Genomic DNA, 18,194 nt, shown 5'->3' with positions numbered 1-18,194 from the left:
TCAAGTTCCAAGTTTGATGTTGTTTCAAAATTGTCCAAAGTCTGAAAATTCGAAAGTCTATCATCTTGGTTCTTAACTCTTATCTTCAAGCCATTAATTCCCTGACTAATCTACAAAATGACGAATCACGGCATTTCCAAGAGCAATAAATTCGGCACGTTGATCCAGCTTGGCTTTACCAGCTGCATCCAGGAAGCCCTCTTCGCCTGAAGCTTTTAAATACTGATGGGCTGCCACAATGCAGGTACCTTCATAACCAATTTGCTTCAAGTTTGCATTTAGCGCTTGTCCATTACCGTCAAAAACAGTAATTGGATCCAACTTGGGTGTATTGTGCTCTGTCCCAAATGTGATAACAAAGCCTCTTTCATTAAAGAAATTGACAAATTCCTCTAAAATCTCAGGCTTGTTTCGTCCTGGAATCAGCTCAATTGAATACACATTTTTAGCAAGCAGGCTTTCATACAGTTTATTGTAATCGCCTTCAAAATCAGTAAATTCTCCTTTTGGATTATCGAGCAACACGGGGTAACATGGAATTCCTCCTGCCCGAACGATCAACTCGATCACTTGCTCCAAGCTCAGGAAAGCCTGATCATCTTCAGGAACAAAAGCCTTTCCTCCTGATTTCAACAAGTTCCCCCTGATCTCATTTTCCAAGCCGGCAAAGTCAGCCATTTCTGATTTTGGTGCTTTCCCTTCAAATATCTTTTCAAAACATGCTTTCTGGTCCTCTGCTTGTGGGTATTTAGCAGCAACAGCTTCGCGCAATGCTTTGGCGATATGCCGCTCGCGAAGCAAGTTTTTGGCGTAATCTGCTTTCATTTGGTCAAATGAAAACGACAAGTCTTCGCCCAACTCTTTCAGCCAGTGATTCAATTTTTCGATCATCTCCCCGGTTTGGCGGTTGCTCTCATCCTGCACTCGCAGCAAGCGATCCACCATCTCGGCATTCAATTCAACCGGAAACTTCAAGCCCTTTCCGCTAAAGTAGGTCCGCCCCGGGTTGTTGGGGTCATTTACCCGAACTCCCTCAGCTTGTAAATCCTTCTGCAAACCCATAAACTCAATGTTGAATAGCGGAAAAACCTTAAACTTGCTTGCCAACTCATTGAATTCGGAATAGCCATCAGTCGTGTAGAAATCATTAATTCCCAGCACGCTTACTTGCTCCTCACGGGCCATTTCAAAAACTTGGCGGATTTCGGTAAAAGCACTGAAAGAATACGGGGTATGAAAATGCCCATTCACATTCAAAAGAGCTTGGTCAGCTTCTTTTGCATTGGCCAACAACTTTTGCTCTTCGGGAAATTTATCGAAAATTGATTCGTCCATAAATCGCTTTGTTTACGTATTTTGATTCTACGACAAAAGAAGAACAATCCCAAACAAAAGCCATCCTTGGGTATCCTGTATGAACAATCAGGCGCCAAGTCTCAAAAACGATCTAGTCAATTTTAGCAAAATAGATCACCACCTTTTCAGCGGATTCTTTCTTCAACCAATGCTGATAATTCATGCTCAACGACTTGTCCAACAAGGGAGCCGGAATAAAAGGAGCAATGACCTCCAGGATTTCCTTGTCTTTTAATTTCTTAACTGCTGAAAGCACTTCATGAACCGGCTGTTCGCCGGCATGCAGCATTTCTCGTATATCAATGGATTGAGTTACTTTTGTCGCATCGAACCAGCCGGGCTGCTCTGTTTGATAAGTTGCCCCTGATTCTGTTAAGGAACCAATTTCCTCTTGTCCAACTTCCTTCCGCAAGACATTAATCATCTCTTCTACGTTCAATCCGCCAATTGTTGCTGCCTGACTGAGACTTGTAATTTTCGTGATTGTCTTCCGCAATACCGGATTCTTCAATTTTTTAAATTGTGGAGCCAAACCAATCAATACATCTTCCAGCTCCGGATAAGCATCCAACAAATCATAGATCTTTGTTTTTGGGGTAATGGTAAGTTTACTCATGAGCTTCTTTGTTTTGGTCAGTATATGATAAAATCCGTTGTTCACCCTCCAACTCACGAAGGTGCGTTAAATCTTGAGATACTTCCAATGTCCCAAGGTATTCTCCTTTTTCATCCCGTAAAGCATGATATTCAATATGAATAAATTTACCTTTCATTTGAATCCAGAACGGCGCATGAGAAGCCTTTCCCGACTTAAAGTCCTCCAGAATCTTTTCAATAATATGCACACTTCCCGGAGGATGACATAAGCGAACATCGCGGTTAATAATGGAACGACTACGGGTAAAAATGCGGTGCTTGCCTTGCGTAAAATATTTGACTTTATCGTTTTTATCAACAAAAGTCATATCAGCCGAAATAGTGTTTAGAATTGTCATGATCTCTTTCGCCGAGAAACTACCTGATGGCAATTGAATCGTTCCGTCAGTCATTAAGGAGCCAGCACTTCCGGCATCATCAGCCAATTCAATTCCCTCGGGGATCCACTCTTCCTGAGGATCGTACAAGGTAAATCCAATTTCTAAGGTTTGCTTATGAATGTTCCACCAATCCTCAGTTGTCAGTACATCCATACACATCGGGAAAAGGATTTCCTCTTCTTTTTGAACCATATCCGTCAAAGCTTTCAATACGGGTAAGAAAAGTAAATCCAAAGCGTCACTCAAATCCGCTTTCGTTAATTCTGGCATGCGTAAAAGATCAATGCAGCCTTTCAACTGTCCCCTGATCTCATCATGTTTTCCCCACATAACTTTTGGAGGTCCTGTTATTTCGTTCTTTTCAAGATAAGGAAAAACCAGGTATTCTTTGCGTTGGTAGTGCTTATCAACATCCATCAACATATTGAAGTAAGCCAGTAATTGAATACGGTATTCATCAAATGAAGCATCCGCAACTTCATCCAGGCGATTAAGCCACTCCGTTGCTTGTACGCAAACGGCCAGCAACTCTTTATTCTCCTGAATAAAAACATCAACCGGATGACCATCCGGGATTTCCTGTGCTGCACTCAGGTCAATGTGCCCTTCCAATACTTCACCATGCACATCACACAACTTCAACACTTCCTGTTCAGGCAAACCTTCCTGAATCAATTCTTGCTCTACCTCAACCACTTCTCCGTAAGGGATGTGTTTTAGGGTAGCGACCAACTCTGCTCTTACTGTTGCAGCCGACTCTCCTTCATGTAACTTTAAAATCAGCTCTTTCAATCGCTCTTTACGATAACGGGAATTGTTAATCAGTTCACTCATTGTATTGTTGTTAAAAAGATTCTCAATACCATTTCTTCCGAAGCGAACGTTTATTTTTGGAACTCGCTTCAGAGCCTACGAAATCAAAACCAATAAACCCCTTCAATCCAGAGCCGCAACTTGACTCTTATTCAACTAAGCATTCTCCCGACAATACTGCTCAACCGCCTGAATATGCTTTGACTTTTCCTCCTCGGGTAACCAGCTGGCTTCAAACGAATTTCTGGCTAGCTGACACAGCTCCATATTATTCAGCCCAAGCGCCTCAGCCGAAGCCTGGTAGTTTTCGTTCATATATCCTCCAAAGTAGGCCGGGTCATCTGAATTAATAGTAACTAGCACACCTTGGTCCATCAATTTTTTTAGCGGATGGTCTTCCAATCGATCGACAGCCTTCAACGCTAGGTTTGATAGCGGACACACCGTTAGAGGCACTTTGGTTTTAGCCAGTTCAGCAACTAGCGCCGGATCGTTAATTGAGGCAATCCCGTGGTCAACGCGTTTTACCTGCAGCAGGTTCAAAGCATCGCTGACATAAGCTGCTGGGCCTTCTTCTCCTGCATGTGCTACAAGATCAAAACCTTCAGCACGTGCCTGTGCAAATACCCGTTCAAATTTGGCTGGTGGATTTCCTTTTTCCGACGAATCAAGCCCAATGCCACTGATCAGGTCTTTGTAGTCTAAAGCTTCTTTCAAGCTTTCAAAAGCTGATGCTTCGCTGAGGTGGCGTAAAAAACACATGATTAAACGATAGCTGATTCCCAACTGCTCTTGTCCATCTTGCAAGGCCCGGTTAATTCCGTTGATGACTGTTGCAAAAAGGACACCCCGATCGGTATGCGTTTGCGGATCAAAAAAGATTTCGGTGTGATCAACATGCTGTTCCTTGCATTTCAACAGGTAAGCCCAAGTGAGATCATAAAAGTCAGCCTCTGTTAAAAGAACATTTGCACCTTCGTAATACAAATCCAGAAACTCCTGCAAATTGGAAAAATTATAGACTTCCTTCAAGGCTTCTACGGACTCATATTTCAATTGAATTTTGTTCCGTTCGGCCAGCTCAAACAACAGCTCCGGCTCGAGTGTTCCTTCAATGTGCAAATGTAATTCTGCTTTGGGCAATCCCTTTATAAACTCTGATGGTGTAATCATTTCGTCTGTTTTAATGTTGCTACAAAGGTCTGATTCTTTTTATGAATAATCGGCATACAGCAAGCGGAAAATTCGGGTTTAAGCTTTTGTAAAATACGAATCATCCTCGTTGTAACAAAGTGCCAACAGTTTATCAACATGAATTTTTGTGGTATTCAAAAACGGAATGCCTAAATATGAATCGTCCGTAAATATCACCGGGAATTCTGTACATCCCAAAATCAACGCATCAATATCATCCCGTGCGATCATTTCCTGCACTACCGCTAACAACTTCAGCTTGGTTTCCTCTTTAAAAATGCCCAGCTCCAGCTCGGTAAATAGCTTTTCATGGATCAACTGTTGTTCAGCCTCCTTGGGAACAACAACTTCCAGGTCGTATTTCTTGAAAGTATCGGAAAAGAAGCCGGCTTCCATCGTGAATCGGGTGCCAATTAAGCCGCAGCGTTTTACCCCTGTAGCCTTTGCTTTTTGCGCGCAAGCCTCAACAATACTCACCAAAGGCAAGGTAACCTTCGACTGAATATTTTCAAACAACAGGTGCGGAGTATTGGCGCTCATCGCCGCAAAATCGACTTGCGCATGGCCTAACTTGTTAATACAAGCAGCCAGATAATCAGCGGCTTCTTCCTGCCTACCACTTTCCAGCAAACCTATAAATCGGGCCATATTCACACTGTAAATCACCATTTCCGGGTAATTCAAGCTCCCATCATTCCTTTGCTCATTTACTCCCTTAATGATTTCCTTGTAATAGCCGACTGTTGCTTCGGGGCCCAATCCACCCAAAATTCCAATGGTTTTCATCTGTTAATATTTTAGAATTACCGGTTACTGATCAATAAAATCCTACTATCCTTTTTCAGTTTCAGCAATTTTGGTTACAGTATTATTCGACTCATCTATGTGTTTCTGCTTTTTGCCTTGTTAGAACAAATGCCAAGACAAACAAGCTTACGACTTTTAAGATCTCTGCAACTCCGTAAAAAATATGCACCAACGATCCGCCCGGCACCTGACCTGCAATGATCAGATCGGCCCGGTGATTAAGCACCGGCAACAACCAAAAAGTTTGCACAGCCAACACCACAACCAAACCTACAAACAAACTCAACTGGGTTCGATTAATCTTCCTTGGCGATCTTCGAGACCAAACGACAGCCACCACAAAGAGCAGCAAAAAAACCCACTCGGTACGATTCATTGCTGCAAATACCAATTTCCCAATTCCCAAGCCCAAAGGCAGGGTAATTCCAGGCGCCTTAAACTTCAGCCAAGCCTCTAAAAAGCTGATTGCACTGACAAAACCGGCCCAAAACACTAAAATAAATGCGGCTCCCCTCTTTTGCATAACTCTTGATTTTGCTCTTTAAAAAAACACAAGCCCTTTTAGAGGACATAAACATCCTCTTATTCGAATTGTTTGTAAAAACAAGCTTAAATTTTAGAGAAAAGATGATTTTGGGGATCGTAACTTACCAGAGGGAAAGCAGTTTCCTGAAGTCAACCAAAGACTTGCTTTAGGAACATCTCCCCCAGCAAAGGAAAAAGTTGGCCTGCATCATTTTTCGATATGCAGAACGTTTTTTTCATAATGAAGAATAGAAATTTAGCAATGCAGAATGGTTCTTCTTTATAAAAAAATGATTCCTCAGCCAAAAAAAAACGTTCTGCTTACCTATCTTGATTACTTCTGGATCGTTTTTGAGCCTGGGATTTCCTTCTCATAAACTGACTAACATAACCGACCCTCCTGGAAGGATCCTCACGAAAGACATACTTTCCACAAGTACGCAAGTCATCCACCCGCTTTTTCAGGTAACAGTAAGCGCGATCGCGAAGCTCTTTGGATGGGGCAACTTGTTTCGAAGCCAAAGCATGCCATTCCGGTAGCTCTGTTGCCAACTGCCGTAACACCCCCAGTTCATCTAGATTAAAACCAATGGACAGAAGAAGGTCTGATTCAGCCTCTCCTAAGACCGCCAAATCATTCAACGATTGATACCAGGCCGAGTAAGGTGTTCTTCTCACTGATAAACTTAGCTTTTGTAACAAACTGGGATGGCGCCTAAAAGCAAAGCGCAAACTGGCAACGACATGCTGTTGCAACTCTCGCGCCTCCTGCTTTTTAGCTGCGAATGCCTCAACCGTCGGATTGACTAGCCCCTGCTCTTTCGTCCATTCTCCCTGATAATAACTCAGCAAGTTGATTCCAAGCACTAACTCATCAAAGATTGTCGGAGACAAATCAAACCTCAACAATTTTTCCCGATCATCCTGACTCCAGACATACAAATCGTTTGCTTCCTGTAAATAAGTCGAAACAGGCATTGCCGGACGCTTAAATGATTCGATCGAGATGGCCTGCAAATCTTCAATCTGAATGGGCGTTGGTTGAAAACTAGCCATAAGTTTATTTATTGATGTGAATGAATTCTCAAGTTAAGAAAACAGAACACAACGCACAACAAATGAGATTCGCTCTTGAGTTGAACTATTTCCCCTGCCCTTTGAAGTAATCCTGCTTTTCGGCAAACAACACATTAAAAGTTGTTAAACTTCCATAGGCTCGCGAGATGTATTGTTGCAGTTGGACTTTGTCCGCGTCATCCAACTTGGGGTGGCTGTTGATGTTTTGCTCCAGTACCCGCAGCCGGTCGCGCAGCATAACAATCTTATGAAAGAAGGTGTCGATGGGAATTTCCTTCGCTTGCAACTCCGGATTTCCGGGCTTTAATTCGATCACGCCGTCTTTCCATTTCTCTCCAATTTTCACCGTGTGCGTAATTCCCTGGTATTTTTCCAGCACAAAGCTCATCACTTCTTCAATTTCATCGAGCGACAATCCAGTGCGAGGCTCAGTTTCCGGCGTTTCGAGCACCTCCAGATCCTCGTTGTATTTACTCATTTCCGACTTTCCTCCACGCTCGAAGAAAATCTCATAGATTGTCAAATGGGAGCGAGCAATGATTCCTTCGCCATATACCGGGTGCGACACCCTTGTTCCTACTGCTAGATTATTCATCGTTTTAAGATTTAAGGCATTCGATTTTCAGATACTCGGACTTCCAGACAACTTTAAAATTAGCACCCAAAGTCTGGAAGATAGCCGATCTATTTTTAAGTAGCTATTTCGACTATGAATTTAGAAAAATCATTGAAAAGAGGAATGACTTCGCCTCAAAACAAAAAACCCCATGCAACAGCACGGGGTCCAAAGCTCTGAAAAAGCACCAATTAAATGCCGTTTTTATTCCGGCGGAGCAATTCAGTTGTAGTAAAATTATTGCTGACAACATGTCCCTTAATCGGAACAATCTTTTCATGAATGGCGTCAATAATCCAATCGGCTTGGGGGAAGAAATGTTCCTCAAGCTCATAAGCTGGGGTAATCCAGTTGCGAGAACCAACCACCACCGGTGGAGCATCCAGCTCATCGAAAGCCAATTCGGTAATTGTAGAAGCCATTTCTTTCATAAATGAACCTCTTGCCGAAGCATCACCTGTAATTACAAGTCGTCCTGTCTTTTTCAACGACTCGATCACCGGCTCGTAATTGAATGGCACCAAAGAACGGGCATCAATCACCTCGGCACTCATCGCATATTTATCCTGCAGTTGATCAGCAGCTTCCAATGCACGGTACAGGGTGGCGCCGATACTTAAAATCGTTACGTCGCTCCCTTCTCGTTTCACATCCGGGTCGCCAAATGGAATCTCGTAGTATCCTTCGGGCACACCACCTTCATGGAACTGCTCGCCAATATCATAAATACGCTGACTTTCAAAGAAGATAACGGGGTCCGTTCCCTGCAAGGCCGTATTCATCAGCCCTTTTGCATCGTAGGGCGTAGCTGGGAACACCACCTTCAGACCAGGAATGTGAGCAGCCAAGGCAGTCCAGTCCTGCGAATGCTGAGCCCCATATTTAGAGCCAACTGACACACGAAGCACCACCGGCATTTTAATCACATTACCGCTCATTGCCTGCCACTTGGGCAACTGGTTAAACACCTCATCCCCTGAGCGCCCCAGGAAATCGCAATACATAATTTCCGGAATTACACGCCCACCACACATGGCATAGCCAATGGCTGTACCTACGATAGAAGCTTCGGCAATCGGTGAATTAAACAGACGGTGATAAGGCAATGCCTCTGTCAGGCCGCGGTAAACGGCAAAAGCACCTCCCCAATCGCGGTTTTCCTCACCATAGGCAATCAAGGTTGGATCTTTATAAAACCGGTCGACAATTGCTTCGAATAAGCCATCGCGCAAGCCATATTGTTTAATCTTTGAAAATGGTTTTCCTTGATCATCAAAAGCGAAACGCTCTTTTTTAACCAACTGCTTAACCCTTGGGTTTTCCGCCATCGGATGATTAACTTCCGGAGTTCTTTCCGGCTCCATGCTATCAACCGACTCATCGGAGAACATCATCTCACCGATGAGTTCCGGATACTTTTCCATATCCATCAAAGGAGAAACTTCATCGTTAGTCGACAACTTTAATCCCCATGAAATCAAGTCTGTTGTATCTGATTGAATCTTTTTAAGCTCATCAGCACCTGCAACACCTGCTTTTTCCAACTCCTGTCCAAACCAGATAATTGAGTCAACAGCCTGCCAAGCTTCAATCTCTTCTTTTGAACGGTAAGAGGAAGCATCCGACGGAGAGTGTCCGCTAAACCGGTAAGTCAGAATGTCGAGCAACACCGGCCCCCGTTTTTCATCAAGTATTTTGCGTTTACGACGATAAGCATCAATAACAGCCAATGGGTTGTAGCCATCCACACGCTCAGCATGCAGCTGGTCATCATTCAAGCCAGCTCCAATACGCGCTGCAACCTGGTAGCCCATCGTTTCGCCACAGGTTTGTCCTCCCATACCATACTGGTTATTCATGATGTTGATGATCAGCGGCAAACCACCTTTCATATCACCTTCCCACAGTTGGTTAAACTGGTCCATGGTTGCGAACGACAAACCTTCCCAAACCGGGCCACAGGCCATGGATGCATCACCAATATTGGCTACCACAATTCCATCTTTCCGGTTTACCTTTTTGAAAAGTGCAGCACCAACTGCAATATCACCCGATCCTCCGACAATCGCATTGTTTGGATACACTCCAAAAGGGGTAAAGAAAGCGTGCATGGAGCCCCCCAGACCGCGGTTAAATCCAGTTTCCCGGGCAAAAATCTCAGCCAACGTTCCATAAATCAGGAACCGAACTGCCAACTCCTTGGTCGTTCCTTTAAAGTTTGCTTTTACCGGAGCAAAAGTCTTTCCATCAAAGTGATTTTCCATCACTTCGGTCAGTTGCTCATCGGTTAGTTTGTGAATTGCCGACAAACCTTTCGCCAGAATTTCGCCATGCGAACGGTGCGAACCAAAAATAAAATCCTCAACACCAAGTGTGTAAGCCATTCCCACGGCTGCAGCTTCCTGCCCAATCGACAAGTGAGCTGGCCCCGGATGATTATAGGCAATCCCGTTGTATTCACCCTTGGTTTTTATATCGTTAAGCATGGTCTCAAACTCCCGAATGACAACCATGTCATGGTAAATGCGAACTAAATCCTCATTGGAGAAATTGGCTTTCTCCTCCTCAACACTTTTATTGTATTGATTGACAGGAATTGGCTTGAAGGTAACTTCTCCAGCCTTCCTCACTTCCTTAGGATCAATAAATTGTACTTTAGGCATGTTAAATTAGTTTTCAGTTTTTAGCTTTTAGTTATCAAAAATTGAATAACCTATTGACCAAAGACTCATTTATACTTTTATCTTCTTATTTCAAGTTCCAGGTTTCAAGTTCCAAGTTCCAAGTTAAGCTCGGCAATTATTTGAATTTCCTTCCTTTCAAATCAGACTTTTTCAGATAGGACATAAGCCCACTCAGCATCTTGCGAATTTCCATAGCCTGATTATAAGCCTGATCAAAACCGGCTTTTGAGATATAGCCAGCATCCAATGCACGATAAAGCTGAGAACGGGCTTCTCCGCAAGAACCTTTCGAAAAAGACAAAAATTGACAGAACTCTTTATTACCATCCCGCTCAAATCCTTCCGCAATATTATCCATGATGGAGCCCGATGAAGCTCTAATTTGACTTACCAGCTTGAAGTCGCTACTGAACTCATCGTTCAACGTAAACTGATGAATCAGCTTGCAAAACTCACGCGCCAACTGCCACACTTTTAAGTCTTCAAAACGTTCAACCGTCGCCATAACTTGAAATTTGGAATATTGAACTTAAAACTCTCTAAAACTGGAATATCGTTTCTTTAATAATCTCACTAACTGTTGGGTGTGGGAACACCACTTCCTCAACATCCTGAACCCGGAATTGAGCTTCAATTAAGGCACAAGCTCCCCAAATCATTTCAGAGCAGGCACCGCCCACCATGTGGATTCCTAAGATTTCCTTGTATTTCTTTCCGACAATCACTTTACAAAAGCCATCCTTCCCTTCATTCTCTGCGAGAAAACGTCCGGCATAAGCCATGGGCAGCTGCCTGGTTTCCACTTCAATTCCTTTTGCCTTCGCAGCAGATTCCGTCAGTCCGACACCTGCAATTTCAGGATGGGTGTAAACAACTCCCGGAATGGCTTGGTAACGCATAACATCTTTTCGTCCCAGCATATGATTGACCGCTACTTCAGCCTCACGACTAGCCGTGTGAGCCAACAACGAAAAGCCGGTAACATCTCCTGCTGCATATATATTCGGAATGTTTGTGCGGCAGTTTCCATCTATTTTAATTCCCTTAGGAGTAAACTCTACGCCAATATTCTCCAAGCCAATACCTGCCACATTTGGTCGGCGTCCAACCGACAGCAACACCTCATCGCCAGTGATGGACTGCAGCTTTCCATCTTTTTCAAAAAAGACTTCTTTGCCTTTTAACTCGGTTACTTTAGCATTCAGGTGGTAGTCAATTCCACGCTGCGTAAATTCTTTGCGAACAAAAGCAGCAATATCCTCGTCCACTCCCGTCAGAATCTCCGGCAACATTTCAATCACAGTCACTTTCGTCCCCATTGCATTGAAGAAATCGGCAAACTCAGATCCAATAACCCCTCCACCAATAATTACCAGGCTTTGGGGTAAGGTTTTCAATTGTAGGATCTCACGATTCGTCAGAACATTGCTCGAATCCAGCCCTGGAATTGGCGGAACAGCTGCCTCAGAACCGGAACAAACCAGCAAACGAGTCGCCTGATATTCATTGCCATCAGCCACGAGCGTAATAACATCTCCCCGCTTTTCTTTAACAACAGCTTCGGCCATAACAACTTCCGCCTTGGCATGCTTCATTTTGGCTTTGACTCCGGCAACAAGCTTGCGGACAACTTTATCTTTCCGCTTCATAATCTTACCAAAGTCGGCCATAATTGAGCCTTCGAGCTGAATCCCATACTTACTTGCCTCCTTCGCATTCTCCAACACCTTGGCCGAGTTCAACAACGTTTTGGTAGGAATACATCCTTCATTCAGACAGACTCCCCCTAAAGCTCTTTTATCAAATAGTATTACACGCATTCCTTTGGCTCCTGCCCGTTCGGCTGCAACGTAACCCGCAGGACCGCCCCCTAGAATGGCTATATCGAATTTATTACTCATTGTTTTAGATTGTCTAGATTATTGGATTTCTGGATTCTCAGATCATCTGATATCCGAATATCTAAATAGTCAGGTTTTCAATTTGGTCTTTTACCTCGCGAAGGAACAAGGTTGCTTCGCCGCCATCCAATGCTTGGTGGTCGTAGGTTAAAGACAAGCCCATCATCGGAACAAAGCCGTACACGCCATCACCTAAATCTTTCGGACGCGGCACAATGGTACAAACACCCAAAATAGCCGTCTGCGGCAGGTTAATCACTGGCGTAAACATTTCAACCCCATAATTCCCCAAGTTGGAAACCGTAAAACTTGCAGCTTCCGGCTTCAACAGTTCAGGATTAACATTCCCCTTACGACATTGAGCCGCCACTGCAGCCAATTGAGACGAAAGTCCTTCCAGCGATAAGTCATCGGCCTGCCGGATTGCAGGAACCATCAGTCCCCGGTCCGTATCAACAGCCAAGCCCAAATGCACCTTTTTAAACCAGCGCATGCTGTCTCCCAGGAAATGGGTATTTACTTGTGGAAATTTCTTTAATGCCTGAATAACGGCATAACACACCAAGTCATTGATGGTGATATTTTGGTTCAATTCACCTGCTTCAAGTTTCGCCTTAAGCTGCTTGCGCAGAGCCATGATACGACGAGCATCGGCACTCATATGGTGCGTTAACTGAGCTGAATTTTGTAGCGACTGATGCATCGATTTGGCAATCAGCTTCCGCATATTGCTCAGCTTTTTCACTTCAAAATCATCGCCATAAACCGATTGATATTCGACCAGGTTTTCTGCTGCTATACGTCCGCCAATTCCTGTTTCAGCCTCGCCAGCCACCAATTTCTCCGTCGCTGCCTTTTCTTGCGCCAAGCGAGTCATCTGCGGCAGAGCTGCTGCTGCCTGTTCAATATCACGGGCAATGATGCGTCCCTGAGGCCCAGTTCCCTTCACCTTGCTTACCGAAACACCAAGCTTTTCAGCCATTACTTTTGCCCTTGGAGAGATCCGCAAACGCCCTTCACCTGCTTCATTGGCAATAATAACTTCTGGTTCTACAGAAAGTTCTTTAGTTGCTTGTTGCTCTTCGGCTTCTGGCTCTTCAGAGACTTCTTCACGACTTACACTGCCCGGGCGAAACTCATCAACGGACTCTCCTGCTTTTCCCAGTACTGCCACATTCACCAGTACCGGAACTTCATCACCTTCTTCATAAAAAATGGCTAACAATTCGCCATCTTCTTTTGCTTCCTCTTCAAACGAAGCTTTATCAGTTTCATAAGAAAACAGGATATCACCTACTTTTACCTGCTCTCCAACTGCTTTGTACCACTGTCCAATGATACAGGTTTCAACAGACTGCCCCTGCCGAGGCATAATTACTGGACTTGCCATAAGTATTTATTTCAAAAGTTTTTTGATTCTTCTTAGCTGGTTATTTCTTGGTTCAAGGTTTTCATTCGCTTGTGGCATCTGCTATCATTCAACCAAACTCACCAACTTGTTATAACATACAACCAACAAACAAACTTTCACTTAAACAGTCTATATAACAACTATTAAGAGACACCTATTCGATTCAAGACTTCAAACTTAAAACATTCAACTTGTATATACAAGTCAATAGTGCAAAATTCATTATTTTTCTTAATTTTGCTTATCAAACTCTAACCTATGTCTACAAACAACAAAATACCACAGTATAAAAAGCTGTACGAAACCCTTCGACGTCACATTATTTCAGGGATTTATGAGGAAGGCAGTTTGCTGCCGTCCGAAAATGAACTCTGCGCGGTACATGGGGTTACCCGACCAACTGTGCGCCACGCACTTGAAACCTTGGTCCAAGAAGGTTTTATTTACAAAAAGCAAGGGAAAGGCAGCATCGTACAGAAACCACCACAGGACATTGGTATTTTGTCGATCTCCGGCACTTCATCAGCTATTGGCAAACAATATTTGCAAACCCAAATTCTTCAAAAGCCCAAAATCACGGCATGGCCCGATCCGTTTAGCTTTGAGCTTTCCGAAGCCGAGAAAGACTTTGGCTGTGTTTATATTGAACGCCTACGCTTTGTCAACGAACAGCCGATTTTCTATGATATCAACCACATTCCCAACATTCGATTATCTCGTTTCACCAGCCGTACCTTAGAAAACAAATCCTTGTTTGAGGTTCTGAGAAATAACTATCAGATTGAGGTTAAAGGAGGCGAACAAAAGCTGAAAGCCATTCGAGCAACTGCCAAGATTGGTAAATTGCTGAAGTTGGAAGAAGGTGCTCCCGTCTTATATATGGAGCGAAAACTCAACACCAACCGGGAAGGGTTTCACATCTATTCAACCATCTTTTTCAACTCTGAAAAGCACACCATATTTGGCCATTTCTAGAAAAAGGGAAGCAAAATAGAAAGCCAGTTACTCACTTATATGCAAAAAGAAAGGTGGACATCCGTGCATCCACCCCTAGCTGCACATAAATCTCTTGAGAAGAGATTGGACATCCACCAAAAATCTTTGTACTCAAAGTTAACGACTATTTCACAAATAATTAAGATATTCTACAACACCTAAATTATTTAGAAGCCGTTTAGATGATCTTTACTACTTGTTTGTCTCTTTTTCACTTTTCACTTCTTGATTTAGCCCGCTAAACCTGCAACGAAAAATCAAAAAATCCATCTCAAAATAAGTCAAAACAAGATGAGCAATAAAACTTAAACAGCTTCTTAACAAATAATCATACAAAGCTCGTTGAAACAATGCATCCTCCTTTAGCATTACGTCCTGTATTTTGCCTTCTCATATACAATAAGTTACAAAAACAGGAAAAAAGCTACCAAAAAAACAACTAATATTTATGCATTTTTTACGAATATTAATCCACTCGAATAAAATAACACTTTATAAATCAGCAAAAAATTTTAATCTTTGCTACCCGAAAATCAAAAAATTGAACTCTAGGAATGCGACAGTGTTTTTCGTAAGCATTTCAAGAAAAATTGATTGACCTTCCTGCGTTACAGGAAGTGGAATTATTACTCCAATGTGTGGTATTTCAACCTGAAGTCTACCCCATATGAGTAACCGATGAAAATTTAAAATATAAACGAATGAAAGTTTTAAAATTTGGAGGTACTTCAGTTGGTAGCGTTGAGAACATGAACGCTGTAATGCAACTGATTACTGATGGAGAGAAAAAGCTGGTTGTTCTGTCTGCAATGTCAGGCACAACAAATGCTTTAGTGGAAATTTCGGACTATTTGTACAAGAAGAATAAAGATGCAGCTCGTTCCAAGATTGGTAAACTTGAGCAAACGTACAAAGACGTTGTTGATAACCTATTCCAGGCTGCAACTCGAAAACAGGAAGGCCTCAAAATTATAAAACAGTGCTTTGACACCATCCGCAAACAAGCCGGAGGAACTTTTAGTGAAATTCAGGAAAAAACAATACTGGCACAAGGAGAGCTCATTTCAACTGGGTTATTCACCCAGCTAATGCTTGAAAATGGGCACAAAACCAAATTGCTTCCTGCGCTTGATTTCATGCGTATTGATTCAGAAAAAGCAGCAGATCTGGATGCAATTACACAAAACATTGATCAGGTTCTACAAAAAGTAGGTGAAGCCGACTACTACATTACGCAAGGTTTTATTTGCCGCAACGATCAGAATGAGATTGACAATTTACAACGAGGTGGCTCTGACTACACTGCGTCATTAATTGGAGCTGCGCTGAATGCTTCCGAAGTTCAAATCTGGACAGACATTGATGGTTTTCACAATAATGATCCCCGCTTTGTCAATAACACCAAAAAGATTGAGCAACTTTCGTTCAATGAAGCTGCCGAGCTTGCTTATTTTGGAGCAAAGATTTTGCATCCCCAAACCGTTTTACCAGCTAAGTTGCACAATATTCCGGTTCGGTTAAAGAATACGATGAATCCATCTGACACGGGGACCTTAATCACATCAAAAAGCAGTGGAACAGGAATTAAAGCGGTCGCGGCAAAAGACGGTATTACAGCCATTAAAATTCGCTCTGACCGTATGTTAATGGCCTACGGTTTCCTGAAGAATGTCTTTGAAATCTTCGAGTTCTTCAAAACACCAATTGATATGATTTCAACCTCAGAGGTTGCCGTCTCACTAACTGTTGACACTCCGAGTACTCTCCCCGACATTGTTCGAGAGCTAAAAGAATACGGAGAAGTTGAAGTTGATGAAGACCAAACCATTATTTGCATTGTTGGCGATATTATTCAAGAAGAACGCGGTTTTGGAGCAACTGTATTCAATGCACTTGAAGGCATTCCAATCCGAATGATCTCTTATGGAGGAAGTCGAAACAACATCTCTGTTCTTGTTCACAGTAAATACAAACAACAAACCCTGCAGGCTATTAGCGACAACCTGCTGGAAACTGAATAAGACTTAATACACCTCAGCCAGCCGGCTCCAAAAACTGAAAATGCTTTCATCCAAAGAATGCAACAACCAAAAAGCATTGAACTGGTTTTAAGAGCTGGCTGGTTTATTTAAAATCGGCCAAAAATTACAATTCCTCCCTTTTCATACTCATAAAGCTCCCACCAGCACACTTTTCTTAAAGAAAGAACTTATAGTACAGCAACCGCCCTTTACAAAAGCAAACAACTAAATACCTGACTTCTATTCTCATCAATTCGAAAAATTGAAGTAGTTCTTTATTATTGATTATCAACAAAAAGAAAAAAGAGAAATTATTCGTTTATTTTTCTCATTTTATTTTTTTAGAAGCAAAATTAATCTACATTTGCCACATCACATTTTTATTTTAATACTGATTATGAACATTTTTGTAGGAAACCTCAATTACGCAATCACTGAAGATGATATGCGTGAGATTTTTGAGGAGTACGGTGAATTAAGCTCTGTAAAGCTAATCACAGACAAATTTACTGGAAGAAGTAAAGGTTTCGGTTTTGTTGAAATGCCTGACGCTGAGCAAGCAAAAAAAGCCATTGAAGAATTGAATGGCGCTGATGTCGAAGGTCGCACAATGGTTGTTAACGAGTCTATCGAGAAAAAGAGAGACAACCGTGGTGGTGGCTTCCGTGGCGGAAACAACCGTGGCGGTGGCGGCTATGGCCGTAGAGACAACAATTTCAGATCAAATTACTAATTAGGAGTTTGATTATGAAAGGTACTGTAAAATGGTATGACGCTACCAAAGGATATGGATTTATCCTAACAGAAGAAGACAAAGACCTCTTTGTTCACCGTTCTGGGTTAGCTGACGCCTACGCTGGCTTAGAGCCAGATGAAACTGTAGAGTTTGAGGTTGGCCAAGGAAACAAAGGCCCAATCGCAACGAACGTTACTAAAGTAGACTAATTCTGAAATTGGGGCGGGGACTTTCGAAGTCAGCTCCTTCAATTAACGATATTTTTCACTACTTGTTTGATTAAAAGTCTGATCATTGATCAGGCTTTTTTTATGGCCTAAAAGCCACCCTCACATATCCAAATAGCTACAGACGTGTTATTTGTTGAAAAACACAAATGCTCTCCATTTCATAAATATTTTTTTCATTAATTTTAGAGTTCCCCCAGTTAGATTAGAAGCAAAGCGCACACTAAACCTAATTGCTATGAAGAAATATTATCTACTTATCTTATTTCTATTTGTAACAAGCTTATCAATTGCCCAAAACAGCACATTTGGATTTAAATTGGGACCAAACTATTTCTACTCTAATTATGAACTAGATGATCCAATCGGAAAGTACCAATTCGGAGCGTTTTCGAATTTTAAAGTATATAAATTTATATCCATCCAAACCGAATTCCTCTTTGCAAAGAAAGCCTTTGAAAGACCTTATCGAGATTCGTGGGAAGTAAAAGCCAAAGGAAGCTACTTGGACATCCCCATTTTTATTCAGCTCCAACCAATCAAACAGATCGCTATTTATTCCGGAGGGCAAATCGGATTTAGATTAAATCACAAATTAGAATACAATCCGACAAATAATCTTCAAGGGCACGAAAGAAGCTTGGAGGAAAGGCCGCTTAGCCTTTTGGTCGGTCTCTCTATTCATCCCTTAAAACACTGGAGTATGGAAGGTAGATATTCGATAGAGGTTGCAAGAAGTAATTCTGCACTTGACTTCAGAGGTTGGCAATTCTTTGTGAATTATACCTTCTAA

The 18,194-nt window shown here is 42.4% G+C and carries 17 protein-coding genes; 5 read left to right on the top strand and 12 right to left on the bottom strand.

The features are described from left to right. Positions 1-105: 105 nt before the first annotated feature. The 12 genes from BM156_RS05235 to BM156_RS05180 form a co-directional block, all read right to left on the bottom strand. Positions 106-1,335, bottom strand: coding sequence for a PHP domain-containing protein (locus tag BM156_RS05235; RefSeq protein ID WP_212733425.1), 1,230 nt, complete (start codon positions 1,333-1,335; stop codon positions 106-108). A 112-nt stretch (positions 1,336-1,447) separates the two neighbouring features. Beyond that, on the bottom strand, positions 1,448-1,972 hold the full coding sequence (locus tag BM156_RS05230; RefSeq protein WP_093918793.1) for a DUF1858 domain-containing protein: 525 nt from the start codon (positions 1,970-1,972) through the stop codon (positions 1,448-1,450). Next, a complete protein-coding gene (locus tag BM156_RS05225) occupies positions 1,965-3,227 on the bottom strand; it encodes a DUF438 domain-containing protein (RefSeq protein WP_093918792.1) in 1,263 nt (420 codons plus the stop codon). The genes BM156_RS05230 and BM156_RS05225 overlap by 8 nt, the downstream gene beginning before the upstream one ends. A 135-nt stretch (positions 3,228-3,362) precedes the next feature. After that, positions 3,363-4,379: an adenosine deaminase gene (locus BM156_RS05220; RefSeq protein WP_212733424.1), complete on the bottom strand. Its 1,017-nt coding sequence runs from the start codon at positions 4,377-4,379 to the stop codon at positions 3,363-3,365. Between the two features lie 78 nt (positions 4,380-4,457). Further along, entirely contained in the window at positions 4,458-5,186 is a 729-nt protein-coding gene (locus BM156_RS05215; RefSeq protein WP_093918791.1) for an aspartate/glutamate racemase family protein, read from the bottom strand. Between the two features lie 91 nt (positions 5,187-5,277). Continuing rightward, positions 5,278-5,730: a hypothetical protein gene (locus tag BM156_RS05210; protein ID WP_093918790.1), complete on the bottom strand. Its 453-nt coding sequence runs from the start codon at positions 5,728-5,730 to the stop codon at positions 5,278-5,280. 323 nt (positions 5,731-6,053) lie between these two features. Further along, the gene (locus BM156_RS05205) at positions 6,054-6,788 is read right to left on the bottom strand and encodes a hypothetical protein (protein WP_093918789.1); all 735 of its coding nucleotides are present in this window, start codon (positions 6,786-6,788) and stop codon (positions 6,054-6,056) included. A gap of 85 nt (positions 6,789-6,873) precedes the next feature. After that, entirely contained in the window at positions 6,874-7,404 is a 531-nt protein-coding gene (locus tag BM156_RS05200) for a hypothetical protein (RefSeq protein ID WP_093918788.1), read from the bottom strand. A 212-nt stretch (positions 7,405-7,616) separates the two neighbouring features. Continuing rightward, positions 7,617-10,088 carry an alpha-ketoacid dehydrogenase subunit alpha/beta gene (locus BM156_RS05195; protein ID WP_093918787.1) on the bottom strand — a complete coding sequence of 824 codons (2,472 nt, stop codon included), beginning with the start codon at positions 10,086-10,088 and terminating at the stop codon, positions 7,617-7,619. A 136-nt stretch (positions 10,089-10,224) separates the two neighbouring features. Next, positions 10,225-10,614, bottom strand: coding sequence for a four helix bundle protein (locus tag BM156_RS05190; RefSeq protein WP_093918786.1), 390 nt, complete (start codon positions 10,612-10,614; stop codon positions 10,225-10,227). 34 nt (positions 10,615-10,648) lie between these two features. Continuing rightward, the gene (gene lpdA / locus BM156_RS05185) at positions 10,649-12,010 is read right to left on the bottom strand and encodes a dihydrolipoyl dehydrogenase (RefSeq protein ID WP_093918785.1); all 1,362 of its coding nucleotides are present in this window, start codon (positions 12,008-12,010) and stop codon (positions 10,649-10,651) included. Between the two features lie 61 nt (positions 12,011-12,071). Further along, the gene (locus BM156_RS05180; RefSeq protein WP_093918784.1) at positions 12,072-13,400 is read right to left on the bottom strand and encodes a dihydrolipoamide acetyltransferase family protein; all 1,329 of its coding nucleotides are present in this window, start codon (positions 13,398-13,400) and stop codon (positions 12,072-12,074) included. 279 nt (positions 13,401-13,679) lie between these two features. Here BM156_RS05180 and BM156_RS05175 point away from each other — a divergent pair, with 279 nt between their 5' ends. The 5 genes from BM156_RS05175 to BM156_RS05155 all read left to right on the top strand — a co-directional run bounded on the left by BM156_RS05175 (position 13,680) and on the right by BM156_RS05155 (position 18,194). Then, on the top strand, positions 13,680-14,396 hold the full coding sequence (locus BM156_RS05175; protein ID WP_093918783.1) for a GntR family transcriptional regulator: 717 nt from the start codon (positions 13,680-13,682) through the stop codon (positions 14,394-14,396). Between the two features lie 722 nt (positions 14,397-15,118). Then, positions 15,119-16,438 (top strand): aspartate kinase, encoded by a 1,320-nt coding sequence (locus BM156_RS05170; RefSeq protein WP_093918782.1) that lies wholly within the window; start codon positions 15,119-15,121, stop codon positions 16,436-16,438. 397 nt (positions 16,439-16,835) lie between these two features. After that, positions 16,836-17,171 carry an RNA recognition motif domain-containing protein gene (locus BM156_RS05165; RefSeq protein ID WP_093918781.1) on the top strand — a complete coding sequence of 112 codons (336 nt, stop codon included), beginning with the start codon at positions 16,836-16,838 and terminating at the stop codon, positions 17,169-17,171. A gap of 14 nt (positions 17,172-17,185) precedes the next feature. Beyond that, on the top strand, positions 17,186-17,383 hold the full coding sequence (locus BM156_RS05160) for a cold-shock protein (RefSeq protein WP_093918780.1): 198 nt from the start codon (positions 17,186-17,188) through the stop codon (positions 17,381-17,383). Positions 17,384-17,639: 256 nt separating this feature from the next. Then, positions 17,640-18,194 carry an outer membrane beta-barrel protein gene (locus tag BM156_RS05155; RefSeq protein ID WP_093918779.1) on the top strand — a complete coding sequence of 185 codons (555 nt, stop codon included), beginning with the start codon at positions 17,640-17,642 and terminating at the stop codon, positions 18,192-18,194.

The organism is Sunxiuqinia elliptica (assembly GCF_900113005.1).
GTDB classification, from domain to species: Bacteria; Bacteroidota; Bacteroidia; order Bacteroidales; family Prolixibacteraceae; genus Sunxiuqinia; species Sunxiuqinia elliptica.
Note: the sequence above shows the minus strand (reverse complement) of the source record. Positions and strands in the feature narration are given on the sequence as shown.

Excerpts from the sequence above, each read along its gene's own strand:
- BM156_RS05235 (WP_212733425.1), bottom strand. The coding sequence starts at position 1,335 with ATGGACGAATCAATTTTCGATAAATTTCCCGAAGAGCAAAAGTTGTTG.
- BM156_RS05230 (WP_093918793.1), bottom strand. The coding sequence starts at position 1,972 with ATGAGTAAACTTACCATTACCCCAAAAACAAAGATCTATGATTTGTTG.
- BM156_RS05225 (WP_093918792.1), bottom strand. The coding sequence starts at position 3,227 with ATGAGTGAACTGATTAACAATTCCCGTTATCGTAAAGAGCGATTGAAA.
- BM156_RS05220 (WP_212733424.1), bottom strand. The coding sequence starts at position 4,379 with ATGATTACACCATCAGAGTTTATAAAGGGATTGCCCAAAGCAGAATTA.
- BM156_RS05215 (WP_093918791.1), bottom strand. The coding sequence starts at position 5,186 with ATGAAAACCATTGGAATTTTGGGTGGATTGGGCCCCGAAGCAACAGTC.
- BM156_RS05210 (WP_093918790.1), bottom strand. The coding sequence starts at position 5,730 with ATGCAAAAGAGGGGAGCCGCATTTATTTTAGTGTTTTGGGCCGGTTTT.
- BM156_RS05205 (WP_093918789.1), bottom strand. The coding sequence starts at position 6,788 with ATGGCTAGTTTTCAACCAACGCCCATTCAGATTGAAGATTTGCAGGCC.
- BM156_RS05200 (WP_093918788.1), bottom strand. The coding sequence starts at position 7,404 with ATGAATAATCTAGCAGTAGGAACAAGGGTGTCGCACCCGGTATATGGC.
- BM156_RS05195 (WP_093918787.1), bottom strand. The coding sequence starts at position 10,088 with ATGCCTAAAGTACAATTTATTGATCCTAAGGAAGTGAGGAAGGCTGGA.
- BM156_RS05190 (WP_093918786.1), bottom strand. The coding sequence starts at position 10,614 with ATGGCGACGGTTGAACGTTTTGAAGACTTAAAAGTGTGGCAGTTGGCG.
- lpdA (WP_093918785.1), bottom strand. The coding sequence starts at position 12,010 with ATGAGTAATAAATTCGATATAGCCATTCTAGGGGGCGGTCCTGCGGGT.
- BM156_RS05180 (WP_093918784.1), bottom strand. The coding sequence starts at position 13,400 with ATGGCAAGTCCAGTAATTATGCCTCGGCAGGGGCAGTCTGTTGAAACC.
- BM156_RS05175 (WP_093918783.1), top strand. The coding sequence starts at position 13,680 with ATGTCTACAAACAACAAAATACCACAGTATAAAAAGCTGTACGAAACC.
- BM156_RS05170 (WP_093918782.1), top strand. The coding sequence starts at position 15,119 with ATGAAAGTTTTAAAATTTGGAGGTACTTCAGTTGGTAGCGTTGAGAAC.
- BM156_RS05165 (WP_093918781.1), top strand. The coding sequence starts at position 16,836 with ATGAACATTTTTGTAGGAAACCTCAATTACGCAATCACTGAAGATGAT.
- BM156_RS05160 (WP_093918780.1), top strand. The coding sequence starts at position 17,186 with ATGAAAGGTACTGTAAAATGGTATGACGCTACCAAAGGATATGGATTT.
- BM156_RS05155 (WP_093918779.1), top strand. The coding sequence starts at position 17,640 with ATGAAGAAATATTATCTACTTATCTTATTTCTATTTGTAACAAGCTTA.